The following is a 13,242-nucleotide window of genomic DNA, read 5'->3' as shown; positions in this document are numbered from 1 at the left end:
CTTGCCCTTTGCGTAAAATCCCACAGGTAGTTTCATGTCCCTGGAACAGAATTACACCGCGATCCTCGGCCAACTGGGCGAGGACGTCTCCCGCGAGGGCCTGCTCGACACGCCCAAGCGTGCCGCCAAAGCCATGCAGTACCTCTGCCGCGGTTATGCCCAAACCCTGGAAGAGGTCACCAACGGTGCCTTGTTCAGCTCCGACAACAGCGAAATGGTCCTGGTCAAGGACATCGAGCTCTATTCGTTGTGCGAACACCACCTGCTGCCGTTCATCGGCAAGGCCCATGTCGCCTACATTCCCAGCGGCAAGGTCCTGGGGCTGTCGAAAGTCGCGCGCATCGTCGATATGTATGCCCGCCGCCTGCAGATCCAGGAAAACCTCAGCCGGCAGATCGCCGACGCCGTCCAACAAGTGACCGGCGCCCTCGGGGTGGCCGTGGTGATCGAGGCCAAGCACATGTGCATGATGATGCGCGGTGTGGAGAAACAGAATTCGTCGATGATCACCTCGGTGATGCTGGGCGAGTTCCGCGAGAATGCCGCGACCCGCAGCGAATTCCTCAGCCTGATCAAGTAACAGGCTGCAGGCGAAAAAACCGGCGTTGATCGCCGGTTTTTTTTCGCCCGGGAAAAATCAGGTAAGCTGCCGCCCCTTCATTCATGGGCAAGAGGCAATAACCGTGATCGTCAAAGCGCTGCGAGTCGGCCTGGGCCAACTCATCATTTTCATCGACTTCATCACCCGCCCACGCAAGCAGCAGCGGGACGCCGCCGCTCAGGCGCAAGTCGTGGAAGCCGCCAAGGGCCTGACCCTGTACCAGTTTCACGCCTGCCCGTTCTGCGTGAAGACCCGCCGTACCCTGCATCGCCTGAATGTGCCGGTGGCCCTGCGCGACGCAAAAAACAACGAGCAGGACCGCCAGGCCCTGTTGGAGCAGGGCGGCAAGATCAAGGTGCCGTGCCTGCGCATCGAAGAGAACGGCCAGACCACCTGGATGTATGAATCCAAGGTGATCATCGATTACCTGAACCAGCGCTTCGCGACCGTCTGACGCCCTCCCCGGGGCTCTTCAGCCCCGAGCCAACTGCAAGTCAAGCAAGGCCGCGCCCAGGCACTTGCCGTGGGCATCCAGCGCCAGGGAGCGGGTCACTCCGCCGCGCAGGATGCCCGGCAAGACAAAGTTCAAGGCCCGCACATTCTCCAGGACATAGCGCTGTACCGGCGCCGCATCGCTCCCCAGCAAGCCGGCGAAATATTGCGCCACGCGCTCGGCGGTAAGCTGCTCGCAAAGAAAGGCAAAGTCCTCGGCGCGGTAGGCAATCACCGAAATATTCGAAGTGTCGCCCTTGTCCCCGGTACGCGAGTGCGCCAAGTCACGCAATTTGACCTCATTCATGCCCGTACCTCCTGATGCAAGGTGACCCTGACGGCCTCCCGGGGCAGTAACAGCGAAGCCACCGCCACCACCTGCCGCAGGCTTTTACTGGCCCCGCCGCCACCAGCGGGCCCATTGGTATAGAGGGTTTCCACCTCATTGCCGACGCGCACCGCTTCGGCCTTGTCCGTGCAGCGAGCCGCCACCCGCAGGCGCACTTCCCAGGGCTCGGCAGGCGCTCGCTGGCCCAGTTCAACACCGTGCAAGGCATCGATGCCGATCAGCTCCGCGCGCACTTCCTGCATCTGTACCCCGGTCAGGGCCAGGCGTTCGAGCACGATGTCCCGGGCCAGCCGCGCCCTGGCCACAGCCCCAGGGCCGCCATAGGAAATCTGCCCTTCGCCGATCCAGCCATCCAGGTAGCCGACGCTGACCTTGAGCCGCTCAGGCCGTGGGCTGCCTGCCGCCCCTTGCAGCCACACCCGGTCCGGTGCCTCCTCGACAAAGCCCACTGCGGAAAAGTCGGCACAGACATCCGGCGTCAGGTAGGCCGCCGGGTCATGCACTTCGTAGATCAACTGCTCGGTACAGGTAGCGCTGCTGACCTGCCCCCCGGAGCCCTTGACCTTGGTGATCAGCGCCGCGCCCTGTGCATCCACTTCGGCCAGGGGGAACCCCAGGCGCGCCAGACCGGCCACATTCTTGACCCCCGGATCGGCAAAGTAGCCGCCGCTGACCTGCCCTGCGCACTCCAGCAGATGCCCCACCAGGGTCCCGCGCCCCAGGCGCAGCCAGTCATCCTCGGCCCAGCCGAACTCGAAGATCTGCGGCGCCAGGAACAACGAGGGGTCGGCCACCCGCCCAGTGATCACTACATCGGCATCGGCCTGCAGCGCCTCGACGATGCCCTGGGCGCCCAGGTAGGCATTGGCGGAAATCAGCCGCTGCCCCAGCGAGCCCAGGGTCTGCCCGTTGTCCAGCACCCACTCCGGCCGGGCCCGCAGAGTCTCGAGCACATCGTCCCCCAGCACCGCGATCACCTTGAGCCCTGGCAAGCCCAGCTCGGCCGCGATCCGTTGCACCTCGGCCACCGCCGCCAACGGATTGGCCGCCCCCATGTTGCTGATGATGCGCAAACGCCGCCCCGAGGCCGTGGCGCCGACAAAGGGCAGTACCCCGCGCATCCGTGCCCCCAGCAACGGGTCGTAGCCGCTGTGCGGGTCGGCCAGGCGCGCCTGCTGCGCCAGGGCGATGGTGCGCTCGGCCAGGCATTCGAACACCAGGTAATCCAGGTCGCCCTGTTGCGCCAACTCGATGGCGGGCTCGATACGGTCACCGGAGTAACCGGCGCCGGAGCCGATACGTAGGCTTTTCATCTTAAAAAACTCCCAGCAGCAGCGCGGTCAGGGTCATCAACACTGACGCAGCGAATAGAAAGGGGATGGTGAAACGCTGGTGGTCGGCCAGTTCGATCTTGCACAGGCCCACCAGCAGGAAGGTCGCCGGGGTCAGCGGGCTTACCGGGAAACCGGTGGTGTGCACGCCGAGCAACGAAGCCTGGGCCACTTGCAGCGGGTCGACACCCAGGGCCTTGCCCACTTCGGCAATCACCGGCATCACCCCGAAGTAGTAGGAGTCGGGGTCAAACAGCATGCTCAGGGGCATGGACAGGAACCCCACCACAGTCGGAATCAGTTTGCCGTGACCGGCAGGAATCTGCGCCACCGCCACTTCGGCAATCGCCTTGAGCATGCCGCTGCCCTGCATGATGCCGGTGAACACACCGGCCGCCAGGAGAATGCTGGCCATGGTCAGGGCCGTCTTGGCATGAGCATCGATGCGTGCCCGCTGGGCCTCGACATCCGGATAGTTGATGCACAGCGCCAGCACCGTGCCGACCATGAACATCACCACCGGATCGACCCAGCCGGCAATCATCACCAGCATCACCAGCACCGTGAGCAGCAGGTTGATCCAGAAGCGCCCGGGACGGCGCAGCGCCTCTTCGGCGGGGCTCAATACCCGGGTCGGGATGCCTGCACCGGCCGTGGCATCGGCACCGAGCCCCAGGCGGCGCTCCTCCCGGCGGCCGAGCCACCAGGCGCTGGCGAAGACGAACAGCAGGCCGACGATCTGCACCGGGATCAGCGGCTGGAACAGATCCGCCACCGGCACATGCAGGGCCGCTGATGAGCGCAGTACCGGGCCGGTCCAGGGCAGGAAATTGACCCCCGCGGCCATCGCCGCGACACAGGCCAGAATCCGTCGATCGATGCCCAGCCGGGTATACAGCGGCAGCATTGCCGGCACCGTCACCAGGAAGGTCACCGCGCCGGAACCGTCCAGGTGCACCAGCAGCGCCAGAAGCGCCGTACCGACCACGATCCGCGTCGGCCGGGTGCCGACGGTACGCAGGATGCGGTCGATGATCGGGTCGAGCATGCCGGCGTCGGTCATGATGCCGAAGAACAGGATAGCGAACACGAACATGCCTACCACGGGGGCGACGTTCTTGATGCCGGTGACGATGAAGGCGCTGGTCTGCAGACCGAAGCCGCCGATCAGCGCGGCGATGATCGGCAGCGCAATCAGCGCGACCAGAGGCGACAGGCGCTTGCTCATGACGGCCGCGAGCAGGCAGAGAATGGTGATGACACCCAGGGTGGCGAGCATGGAGCAACTCCAGTGTGCCGCCTCTTCAAGCCGGGGCCGGAAGGCGGACGGTTATTGTTTTTCTGGAGTATTGAAATCGCGCTAGTCTTTGTAAATTGGAATATTCGGCGCCTTGCATTCGGAAAAACAAAATGAAGAACTCGATCCAGCATATCCAGGCCTTCCTCGCCGTGGCCCGCAGCGGCAACTTCAGCAAAGCCGCCGCCGAGCTGCACCTGTCGCCATCAGCCCTTACCGTGCAGGTCCAGCAACTGGAGGAATGGCTGGGGGTCGCCCTGCTCGATCGCAGCCCGCGCCATGTCAGCCTGACCGCTGCTGGGCTGCAGGCCCGGGGACCGATGGAGAAACTGCTGCTGGACCTGGACAACATCGTCAGTGGCTCCCGGGACCTGGCCGCCCTGCGTCGGGGCGTGGTCACCCTCGCCGCGCTGCCGTCGGTCTGCGCCGGGGTGCTGCCGCCGGCCTTGCGCCAGTTTCGCGAGCAATTTGCCGGAATCGAGGTACGCCTGCAGGACCTGGTGGCTCACCGCATTCATGCCCAGGTCCGGGCCGGCGAGGTGGATTTCGGTATCGGCGGGCGCGCCCGGCTCAGCCACGGGCTGGATTTCCAACCTCTGCTGGAGGATCGCCTGTGCCTGTTCGTGGCCACCGATCATCCCCTGGCCCAGCGCCAGTCAGTGACGCTGAAGGACCTGACCCGCCAGCCGATCATTCTCACCGGCCGCGACAGCAGCGTGCGCGAGCAGGTCGAAGCGCTGTTCGACGACAGCCGACTGTCCCTGCTTCCAGCCATGGAAGCCAACTACATGAGCACGGTGCTGGCGCTGGTACGCCAGGGGCTGGGCATTACCCTGCTGCCGGAATCCGCCGATGACGGCCGTGAGGGCCTGCGCCGGATTGCCATCAAACACCCGGGGGTCAGCCGCGAGATCGGCCTGATCCGCCGCAGTGGCCAGCAACTGAGCCCAGCGGCGCAGCGCTGTTATGAGTTGCTACGCCAGAACCTGGCCGGCAAACATCGTTAGCGGGCCCCACAACGCACTGAACCGGCACAAGGACGGTCCAGTGGGGATAAAAGCACCCTCTCAGTCGAGCATCGGCACGTGTCGCGGATGGCTTTGCACTCGCTGCATCCAGGCCTGGATGCCCGGGTAGCGGCTCAGGTCGAAACCGCCCTCATCGGCCACGTGGGTGTAGGCATAGAGCGCAATATCGGCGATCGAATAGTGCTCGCCCACCAGGTACGGGGTGCGGCTCAATTGTTTCTCCATCACGTCCAGCGCCTTGTAGCCACGCTTGTGCAACTTCAGGTATTCCTCGCGGCGCTCCTCGGGCAGCCCCTCGTAAAGCTGGATGAAACGCGCCACCGCGATGTAGGGCTCATGGCTGTACTGCTCGAAGAACTGCCATTGCAGAACCTGAGTGCGCAAGCGCGGTTCGCTGGGCAGGAACTGACTGCCGTCGGCGAGGAAGTTGAGAATCGCGTTGGACTCCCACAGGCAGGTGCCGTCTTCCAGTTCCAGAACCGGAATCTTGCCGTTGGGGTTCTTTGCCAGGAAGGCCTCGGTCTGGGTATCGCCCCCGAGAATATCCACCGCCTGCCATTCATAAGGCAGCCCCAGCAGATTGAGCATCAGCTTGATCTTGTAGCAGTTGCCCGAACGGTAATCGCCATAAACCTCGTACATGGCCCTCCCCTTAGGCTGCCTGTGCAGCCTGTGCTTGACGTATCACGGTGGCCAGCCGCTTGAGGCCTTCGTCCAGCCGCGCCGGATCGATATGGCTGAAATTCAACCGCAGATGCCCAGCGTTGCGTTCCGGATCGGCAAAGAACGGCTCACCGGGCATGAATGTGACGTCGTGCTCCAACGCCGACTTGAGCAAAGTGCGGGTATCCAGGGGCTGTTTCAAGCTCAGCCAGAAAAACAATCCGCCCTGAGGCACCTGCCAATCCGCCAGATCGGCGAAATGGGTGAGCAAGGCGCCCTGGAATTCATCCCGGCGCTGGCGATAGAAACTGCGCAACTGATCCAGGTGCGCCTGATACTGCTCGCTGCCGATCCACTGCATGGCCTGCCACTGGCCAACCCGATTGGTGTGCAGGTCCGCCGACTGCTTCAGCCGCAGCAGGTGCGGAAACAGGTCCGGGCTGGCAATCAGGTAACCCACCCGCAGGCCCGGCAACAGGGTTTTAGACACGGTGCCGGTGTAGATCCAACTGGCTTTTTCCAGGCGGCCGACAATAGGCGTGGCACTGCCACCATCGAACGTCAGCTCACGGTAGGGCTCGTCCTCGATCAGGGTCACGCCGAACTCGTCCAGCAAAGCCGCCACGGCATCACGCTTGGCTTCGCTGTAGCGCACCGCCGAGGGGTTCTGGAACGTCGGAATCAGGTAGATGAACGCCGGCCGGTGCTGCTCCAGGCGCGCGCGCATCTGCACCAGGTCCGGGCCATCGGCCTGCAGCGGTACGGTCAGGCAGTCGGCGCCGAACAGCTGGAAAATCTGCAGGGCGGCCAGGTAGGTCGGCGCTTCCAGCATGATCTGGGTGCCCTTGTCGATGTACAGCTTGGCTGCCAGATCGAGGGTCTGCTGGGAACCACTGACCACCAGCACCTGGCTCGCCTCGCAAGGCACCCCGAGCTGGCGCGCCTGGGCCGCCAGGGCTTCACGCAATTGCGGCTCGCCTTCGCTCATGCCGTATTGGCCCATGGCCAACGGCATGTCCTGCCATTGCACCTTGGGCAGCATCACTTCGGCCGGCAGGCCCCCGGCGAACGACATCACTTCCGGGCGCTGGGCCGCGGCAAGGATTTCACGGATCAGAGAGCTTTTGAGACGCGATACACGTTCGGAGAAGGCCATGGAGATCACCGCTAGCGAAGGCTGAGGAAAATACGTCAAACTGCTTGACCGAAATTACGCCGACCTTTGCAGATACGTCAATATGCTTGACCTTAAAAACCAGGCTTCGCAGCAAGCGGCCATGGAAGCTTTCTTCTTCGGCTATCAGGCGTTTACCGCCAAGGCCGACGAAATGCTCGAACGCCGGGGCCTGAGCCGGGTGCACCAGCGCATCGTGTTTTTCATCGCCCGCTATCCCGGGCTCAGCGTCAAGGAACTGCTCAATCTGCTGGGGGTGAGCAAGCAGGCATTGAACACACCGTTGCGCCAATTGATGGAAATGCATCTGGTGGACAGCGTCGCCCCGGACAGCGACAAGCGTAAGCGCCTGTTGCAGTTGACCGCCGATGGCACAGGCTTCGAGCAATCCCTGCGCCGCGAGCAGGTCAAACTCCTGCAACGGGCCTTCAGCGAAGCTGGCGAGAGTGCGGTCAATGGCTGGCTGGCAGTGAACCAGGCGCTGGCCGGCAAACCCGTCGAAGACTGAGCCCCTGCGGGCGCCATTCATTGGTGCGCCGGCCCCGGCCTTGCCCCAAACCCTTGCACACCCCGGCGCAACGTCGGGGCCGCGATATAGCCATGTTCGCGGATTTTTCGCACACAACCCCAAAAACATTATTTGCTTTCTTTGTATACAAACGCATAATTCGCCCGACGAGTTCTTGACCCACAGGTCAACAAAACCCGCACGCCTTACCTGCCTCAAAGAGCCGCTGCCCACCCTTGCGTGTCCGGCTCTGGAAAAAACAATAAAACTCTTGAGGAGTACTCGCTGTGGAAAGCCGCAAATCCGAAGCTTCTACGCTCGATCTCTCGCCGTCGCTGAACAGCGGCTGGCTGGAGCGCATCTTCAAACTCAGGTTGCATGGCACCACGGTGAAGACCGAGTTGATTGCCGGTCTGACAACCTTCATCACCATGGCCTACATCATCTTCGTCAACCCCAACATCATGGCCGACGCCGGCATCGATCACGGCGCAGCCTTCGTCGCCACCTGCATCGCCGCCGCCCTGGGCTGCCTGTTGATGGGCCTGTACGCCAACTGGCCGGTGGGCCTCGCACCGGGCATGGGGCTCAACGCCTTCTTCACCTACACCGTGGTCGGCACCATGGGCTACCACTGGGAAACCGCCCTTGGCGCGGTGTTCATTTCCGGTGTGCTGTTCATGATCCTGACCCTGTCGCGGGTACGTGAATGGCTGCTCAACAGCATTCCGGTGAGCCTGCGGTTCGCCATGGGTGCCGGGGTAGGGCTGTTTCTCGGCCTGATCGGCCTGAAGACGGCCAACATCATCGTCGACAGCCCGGCCACCCTGATCAAGCTCGGCAACCTGCGAGACCCCGGCCCACTGCTGGCGGCCGTCTGCTTCTTGATGATCGCAGTGCTCAGCTATCACCGGGTCTTCGGCGCGATTCTCATCAGTATCATCGCCGTGACCCTGGCCGGCTGGGGCCTGGACCTGGTGCACTACAACGGGATCATGTCCACTCCGCCGAGCCTGGCGCCGACCTGGATGGCCATGGACATCGCCGGGGTGTTCAACGTCAGCATGATCAGCGTGGTCCTGGCGTTCCTCTTCGTGCACATGTTCGACACCGCCGGCACCCTGATGGGCGTGGCCCAGCGCGCCGGCCTGGTGAACGCCGATGGCAAGATCGAGAACCTCTCCCGCGCACTCAAGGCGGACAGTGCCTCCAGCGTGTTCGGTGCCGTGGTCGGTGTACCACCAGTCACCAGCTATGTGGAAAGTGCCGCCGGGGTCGCCGCTGGTGGCCGCACCGGGCTGACCGCGGTCACCGTGGGCGTGCTGTTCATTGCCGCAATGTTCTTCGCTCCCCTGGCAGGCATGATCCCCGCCTATGCCACCGCCGGCGCGCTGATCTATGTGGCGATGCTGATGATGGGCGGCATGGCCCACATCAACTGGGACGAGGCCACCGACAGCATTCCGGCCATCGTCACCGCGATCATGATGCCCCTGACCTTTTCCGTCGCCGATGGCATTGCCCTGGGCTTCATCACCTATGTGGTGCTGAAGGCCGGCACCGGCAAGTACAAGGAAATCTCCATCAGCCTGTATGTGCTGTGCGCGATTTTCATCGCCAAGTTCATTTTCCTCTAGGACGCCCTGCTCCACACAGGCCCCATCCCGCTGGATGGGGCTTTTTCGTTGCCGATGATCGGCTGTGGCCAGCAGGTCCGGGGCGGTCACAGGGCCCTTTCGGCGGCGAGCCGGCTCCTGCGGGATCGAGTGGAGCCGACGACCAGTGAAGGCTTTATGCCAGACGAAAAAAAGCCCGCAGTGTGGGCGGGCAAGGACCAAAGAAGCTATTTGCGCAGGATTCTTGGGGGGAAAGTCCTAGCTTCCTCTGTAGGTCGAATAGCTGTAAGGCGAGATCAGTAGCGGTACGTGATAGTGGTCCTGCTCGGCGCTGATGCCGAACCGCAGTACCACCACATCCAGGAACGCCGGCTGCGGCAGTTGCACACCACGGGCACGGTAGTAGTCACCGGCATGGAAGTGCAGCTGGTACACCCCGGAACGGTAGTCATCACCCTGCAGCAGCGGCGCATCGCAACGGCCATCGCTGTTGGTCAGGGTGCTGGCGACCAATTCCAGCTGGGCCCCTTCCACTCGATACAGCTCGACCTTGATAGCGCTGCCAGGGCAGCCATGTGCGGCATCCAAAACGTGTGTAGTCAAACGTCCCATTGATTCTGCGTGCCTGGCGCCTTCAAGCGTTCAGGCCTCGCGCCTCCCGGAGTCAGTAATTGAAGGAGACCGCAGCGTTTCGACCGGTGAAAAGCTGCGGCGAGAGCAAGATTAAGACATTTTTCAAAAAAATTGTACACAATAATAATCGCAAATATTCCCGGCCCCGCGACGCTTCGAATGCATCAGCGGATTTGCCTGAACGCCATAGCGACAGACGACTTGTCATCCATTAGCTGACCATCCAGGCAAGTTTCTTGCAGGTGACAGCCATAGCGATAAAAGCGGAAAAATGCAAAAAATCAGGCTTACAAAGTGAAGACAAACTTGTATACAATCATTCCATCGCAGTGACGCCCACCTGGCTTTCCGGCTTCAGGTTCCGCCACGCCACCGTTATCACGAATAAGAAGGAAGACTGCAGTGAGCGCTGACTACCCTCGCGACCTGATCGGTTACGGCTCCAACCCTCCTCACCCTCACTGGCCGGGCAATGCCCGCGTCGCCCTGTCCTTCGTGCTCAATTACGAAGAGGGCGGCGAGCGCAACATCCTTCATGGCGACAAGGAATCGGAAGCCTTCCTCTCGGAAATGGTCTCGGCGCAACCCCTGCAGGGCGAGCGCAACATGAGCATGGAATCGCTGTACGAGTATGGCAGCCGTGCCGGCGTCTGGCGGATCCTCAAGCTGTTCAAGGAATTCGACATTCCACTGACCATCTTCGCCGTGGCCATGGCCGCCCAGCGTCACCCGGACGTGATCCGCGCCATGGTCGAAGCCGGCCACGAGATCTGCAGCCACGGCTACCGCTGGATCGACTACCAGTACATGGACGAGGCCCAAGAACGCGAGCACATGCTCGAAGCGATCCGCATCCTCACCGAAATCACCGGCGAACGCCCACTGGGCTGGTACACCGGCCGCACCGGCCCGAACACCCGGCGCCTGGTGATGGAGGAAGGCGGCTTCCTCTATGACTGCGACACCTACGACGACGACCTGCCCTACTGGGAACCCAACAACCCCACCGGCAAGCCGCACCTGGTGATCCCCTACACCCTGGACACCAACGACATGCGCTTTACCCAGGTGCAGGGCTTCAACAAGGGCGACGACTTCTTCCAGTACCTGAAGGACGCCTTCGACGTGCTCTACGCCGAAGGTGCCGAAGCGCCGAAGATGCTTTCCATCGGCCTGCACTGCCGCCTGATCGGCCGCCCGGCGCGCCTGGCCTCGCTCAAGCGCTTCCTCGAATACGTCAAGGGTCACGAGCAGGTGTGGTTCAGCCGCCGGGTGGACATCGCCCGTCACTGGCAACAGACCCACCCTTACCAGGGAGCGGCGAAATGACTGCCTTCCAGAGCCTCAAGCCCTCGACCCTGAGCCGCGAAGATTTCGTCAAGGCCTTCGCCGACATCTACGAACACTCGCCGTGGGTTGCCGAAAAGGCCTACGAACTGGGGCTCGACGCCTCCGTCGACCAGATCGAGACCCTGCACCAGCGCATGAGCGACATCCTGTTGAGCGCCGATCACGCCAGCCAGCTGGCACTGATCAACGCTCACCCGGACCTGGCCGGCAAAGCCGCCGTCCAGGGCCAGTTGACCGAAGCCAGTACCAATGAGCAGGCCGGCGCTGGTATTCACCAATGCACCGCCGAAGAGTTCCAGCGCTTCACCGAGCTCAACGACGCCTACAAGGCCAAGTTCAAGTTTCCCTTCATCATGGCGGTGAAGGGCAGCAATCGGCACCAGATCCTCGCCGCATTCGAAACCCGCATCCACAACTCGGTGGACACCGAGTTCAAATGCGCACTGGCAGAAATCAACAAGATCGCCCTGTTCCGCTTGCTGACCCTGTAGCGATTGCCCGCCTGGCCCGAGAAAGCATCTGCACCGGTGCATTTCCCAGGGCCTCGCGAGCACCCCGGCCACTGAATTCAAGGCAGACAAGAAGAATGAAAACCAACGCCGTAGCTTTCGAGAAGTTCGTCAACCTGGCCGATGCCCGGCTGGGGACCAAGATCATCTCGGTCACCGATGACTGGTTCGCCGACGCCAACCGCCTGTTCCAACCGACTCCGGCGGTCTGGAAGGAAGGCGTATTCGATGACAACGGCAAGTGGATGGATGGCTGGGAATCACGCCGCAAGCGCTTCGAAGGCTACGACAGTGCGGTCATCCGCCTCGGCGTGGCCGGTTCGATCAAGGGCGTGGACATCGACACTTCATTCTTCACCGGCAACTTCCCGCCCTCGGCCTCCCTGGAAGCCTGCTTCCTGGCCGCAGGCGAACCGGATGAAAACACCCAGTGGACCGAAGTGCTGTCGGCGGTGGAATTGCAGGGCAACAGCCACCACTACCACGAGATCCACAACCACCAGCCGTTCAGCCACCTGCGCTTCAACATCTATCCCGATGGCGGCGTAGCACGGCTGCGGGTCTACGGCATTCCCTACCGCGACTGGTCGGCCATCGGCGACGACGAACAGGTCGACCTGGCTGCCGCCCTCAACGGCGGCCGCGCCCTGGCCTGCTCCGACGAGCACTTCGGGCGCATGGGCAACCTCCTCAACCCCGGCCGCGGCATCAACATGGGTGACGGTTGGGAAACCGCCCGGCGCCGTACTCCCGGCAACGACTGGGTGATCATCGCCCTGGGCCATGCCGGTGAAATCGAAAAGATCATCGTCGACACCCTGCACTTCAAGGGCAACTACCCGGACAGCTGCTCGATCCAGGGCGCCTTCGTCAAGGGTGGCACCGACAGCCAGATCGAAACCCAGAGCCTGTTCTGGCGTGAACTGCTACCCAGCCAGAAATTGGAAATGCACGCCGAACACAGCTTCGTCGAACAGATCAGGGCACTGGGGGCTATTACCCACGTGCGCCTGAATGTATTCCCGGACGGTGGCGTCAGCCGCCTGCGGCTGCTGGGAAAGGTCAAAAAATAAAGGGTCGCGCAGCGCGCGGGCGACCGGTTTGCCCGCAGTAGCCACGGACCAGACAACAACGAACTCGAGATAAGAAGAACAGCATGCGCACATTAGTGATTGAGCCCCTGAGCAAAGAAGCCTTCGCCCCTTTCGGTGACGTAATCGAGACCGACGGCAGCGATCACTTCATGATCAACAACGGTTCGACCATGCGCTTCCACCGCCTGGCAACGGTCGAGACCGCTCAGCCGGAAGACCAGGCCATCATCAGCATCTTCCGCGCCGACGCGCTGGACATGCCGCTGACCATCCGCATGCTGGAACGCCATCCGCTGGGCAGCCAGGCTTTCATCCCGCTGCTCGGCAATCCCTTTCTGATCGTGGTCGCGCCACTTGGCGATGAACCTGTATCGGGCTTGGTCCGTGCCTTTGTCAGTAATGGCAGGCAGGGCATTAATTACCATCGCGGCGTCTGGCACCACCCGGTGCTGACGATCGAAAAGCGGGATGACTTCCTGGTGGTTGATCGCAGTGGCACTGGCAATAACTGCGATGAGCATTTCTTCAAAGAGGATGAGCGTTTGATCCTCGCCCCCCACCAATAAGAGAAGGTCTGATCACCCGACAACAAGGGTG

At 62.4% G+C, this 13,242-nt stretch carries 15 protein-coding genes; 9 read left to right on the top strand and 6 right to left on the bottom strand.

The features are described from left to right. Window positions 1-34: 34 nt before the first annotated feature. Both folE and ACUXVH_RS20690 read left to right on the top strand, forming a co-directional pair. Window positions 35-580, top strand: coding sequence for a GTP cyclohydrolase I FolE (gene folE, locus ACUXVH_RS20695; protein ID WP_011062625.1), 546 nt, complete (start codon window positions 35-37; stop codon window positions 578-580). Between the two features lie 103 nt (window positions 581-683). After that, window positions 684-1,055, top strand: coding sequence for a glutathione S-transferase N-terminal domain-containing protein (locus ACUXVH_RS20690; RefSeq protein WP_065365442.1), 372 nt, complete (start codon window positions 684-686; stop codon window positions 1,053-1,055). Between the two features lie 18 nt (window positions 1,056-1,073). Here the strand turns inward: ACUXVH_RS20690 and ACUXVH_RS20685 are convergent, their stop codons facing one another. Genes ACUXVH_RS20685 through ACUXVH_RS20675 form a run of 3 tightly spaced genes read right to left on the bottom strand, consistent with a single transcriptional unit; the run spans window position 1,074 to window position 4,052 of the window. After that, window positions 1,074-1,400, bottom strand: a complete 327-nt coding sequence (locus ACUXVH_RS20685) for an AtuA-related protein (RefSeq protein WP_011062627.1) — start codon at window positions 1,398-1,400, stop codon at window positions 1,074-1,076. After that, on the bottom strand, window positions 1,397-2,755 hold the full coding sequence (locus ACUXVH_RS20680) for an acyclic terpene utilization AtuA family protein (protein WP_065365441.1): 1,359 nt from the start codon (window positions 2,753-2,755) through the stop codon (window positions 1,397-1,399). Before ACUXVH_RS20680 ends, ACUXVH_RS20685 begins: the two co-directional genes overlap by 4 nt. A gap of 1 nt (window position 2,756) precedes the next feature. After that, entirely contained in the window at window positions 2,757-4,052 is a 1,296-nt protein-coding gene (locus ACUXVH_RS20675; RefSeq protein WP_011062629.1) for a CitMHS family transporter, read from the bottom strand. Between the two features lie 131 nt (window positions 4,053-4,183). Here ACUXVH_RS20675 and ACUXVH_RS20670 point away from each other — a divergent pair, with 131 nt between their 5' ends. Continuing rightward, window positions 4,184-5,077 (top strand): LysR family transcriptional regulator, encoded by an 894-nt coding sequence (locus tag ACUXVH_RS20670; protein WP_065365440.1) that lies wholly within the window; start codon window positions 4,184-4,186, stop codon window positions 5,075-5,077. Window positions 5,078-5,137: 60 nt separating this feature from the next. Here the strand turns inward: ACUXVH_RS20670 and ACUXVH_RS20665 are convergent, their stop codons facing one another. After that, a complete protein-coding gene (locus tag ACUXVH_RS20665; protein WP_445495771.1) occupies window positions 5,138-5,740 on the bottom strand; it encodes a glutathione S-transferase family protein in 603 nt (200 codons plus the stop codon). A gap of 10 nt (window positions 5,741-5,750) precedes the next feature. Next, on the bottom strand, window positions 5,751-6,917 hold the full coding sequence (locus ACUXVH_RS20660) for an aminotransferase-like domain-containing protein (RefSeq protein WP_123397302.1): 1,167 nt from the start codon (window positions 6,915-6,917) through the stop codon (window positions 5,751-5,753). An 82-nt stretch (window positions 6,918-6,999) separates the two neighbouring features. Between ACUXVH_RS20660 and ACUXVH_RS20655 the strand changes: the two genes are divergently transcribed. Together ACUXVH_RS20655 and ACUXVH_RS20650 are read left to right on the top strand one after the other, a co-directional pair. Further along, the gene (locus ACUXVH_RS20655) at window positions 7,000-7,443 is read left to right on the top strand and encodes a MarR family transcriptional regulator (protein ID WP_011062633.1); all 444 of its coding nucleotides are present in this window, start codon (window positions 7,000-7,002) and stop codon (window positions 7,441-7,443) included. Window positions 7,444-7,730: 287 nt separating this feature from the next. Beyond that, the gene (locus ACUXVH_RS20650) at window positions 7,731-9,080 is read left to right on the top strand and encodes an NCS2 family permease (RefSeq protein WP_015636600.1); all 1,350 of its coding nucleotides are present in this window, start codon (window positions 7,731-7,733) and stop codon (window positions 9,078-9,080) included. A 237-nt stretch (window positions 9,081-9,317) separates the two neighbouring features. Here ACUXVH_RS20650 and uraH read toward each other — a convergent pair whose 3' ends face one another. Further along, the gene (gene uraH, locus ACUXVH_RS20645; protein ID WP_011062635.1) at window positions 9,318-9,671 is read right to left on the bottom strand and encodes a hydroxyisourate hydrolase; all 354 of its coding nucleotides are present in this window, start codon (window positions 9,669-9,671) and stop codon (window positions 9,318-9,320) included. Between the two features lie 423 nt (window positions 9,672-10,094). Between uraH and puuE the strand changes: the two genes are divergently transcribed. The 4 genes from puuE (at window position 10,095) to ACUXVH_RS20625 (ending at window position 13,211) form a co-directional block, all read left to right on the top strand. Further along, window positions 10,095-11,021: an allantoinase PuuE gene (gene puuE / locus ACUXVH_RS20640; protein WP_011062636.1), complete on the top strand. Its 927-nt coding sequence runs from the start codon at window positions 10,095-10,097 to the stop codon at window positions 11,019-11,021. Then, window positions 11,018-11,533 carry a 2-oxo-4-hydroxy-4-carboxy-5-ureidoimidazoline decarboxylase gene (gene uraD / locus ACUXVH_RS20635; protein WP_011062637.1) on the top strand — a complete coding sequence of 172 codons (516 nt, stop codon included), beginning with the start codon at window positions 11,018-11,020 and terminating at the stop codon, window positions 11,531-11,533. Before puuE ends, uraD begins: the two co-directional genes overlap by 4 nt. Before the next feature lie 95 nt (window positions 11,534-11,628). Continuing rightward, complete coding sequence (alc, locus tag ACUXVH_RS20630; RefSeq protein WP_047337516.1) at window positions 11,629-12,624, top strand: allantoicase; 996 nt, start codon at window positions 11,629-11,631, stop codon at window positions 12,622-12,624. 83 nt (window positions 12,625-12,707) lie between these two features. Beyond that, the gene (locus tag ACUXVH_RS20625; RefSeq protein WP_011062639.1) at window positions 12,708-13,211 is read left to right on the top strand and encodes an ureidoglycolate lyase; all 504 of its coding nucleotides are present in this window, start codon (window positions 12,708-12,710) and stop codon (window positions 13,209-13,211) included. Window positions 13,212-13,242 lie beyond the last annotated feature (31 nt).

Source organism: Pseudomonas sp. 8(2025) (assembly GCF_052665325.1).
This window is presented reverse-complemented; position numbering and strand designations above follow the sequence as displayed.

Bases quoted from the DNA above. Each gene is read 5' to 3' on its own strand.
- ACUXVH_RS20685 (WP_011062627.1), bottom strand. From the start codon at position 1,400: ATGAATGAGGTCAAATTGCGTGACTTGGCGCACTCGCGTACCGGGGAC.
- uraD (WP_011062637.1), top strand. From the start codon at position 11,018: ATGACTGCCTTCCAGAGCCTCAAGCCCTCGACCCTGAGCCGCGAAGAT.
- ACUXVH_RS20675 (WP_011062629.1), bottom strand. From the start codon at position 4,052: ATGCTCGCCACCCTGGGTGTCATCACCATTCTCTGCCTGCTCGCGGCC.
- ACUXVH_RS20660 (WP_123397302.1), bottom strand. From the start codon at position 6,917: ATGGCCTTCTCCGAACGTGTATCGCGTCTCAAAAGCTCTCTGATCCGT.
- ACUXVH_RS20680 (WP_065365441.1), bottom strand. From the start codon at position 2,755: ATGAAAAGCCTACGTATCGGCTCCGGCGCCGGTTACTCCGGTGACCGT.
- ACUXVH_RS20670 (WP_065365440.1), top strand. From the start codon at position 4,184: ATGAAGAACTCGATCCAGCATATCCAGGCCTTCCTCGCCGTGGCCCGC.
- alc (WP_047337516.1), top strand. From the start codon at position 11,629: ATGAAAACCAACGCCGTAGCTTTCGAGAAGTTCGTCAACCTGGCCGAT.
- ACUXVH_RS20665 (WP_445495771.1), bottom strand. From the start codon at position 5,740: ATGTACGAGGTTTATGGCGATTACCGTTCGGGCAACTGCTACAAGATC.
- folE (WP_011062625.1), top strand. From the start codon at position 35: ATGTCCCTGGAACAGAATTACACCGCGATCCTCGGCCAACTGGGCGAG.
- ACUXVH_RS20625 (WP_011062639.1), top strand. From the start codon at position 12,708: ATGCGCACATTAGTGATTGAGCCCCTGAGCAAAGAAGCCTTCGCCCCT.
- uraH (WP_011062635.1), bottom strand. From the start codon at position 9,671: ATGGGACGTTTGACTACACACGTTTTGGATGCCGCACATGGCTGCCCT.
- ACUXVH_RS20655 (WP_011062633.1), top strand. From the start codon at position 7,000: ATGCTTGACCTTAAAAACCAGGCTTCGCAGCAAGCGGCCATGGAAGCT.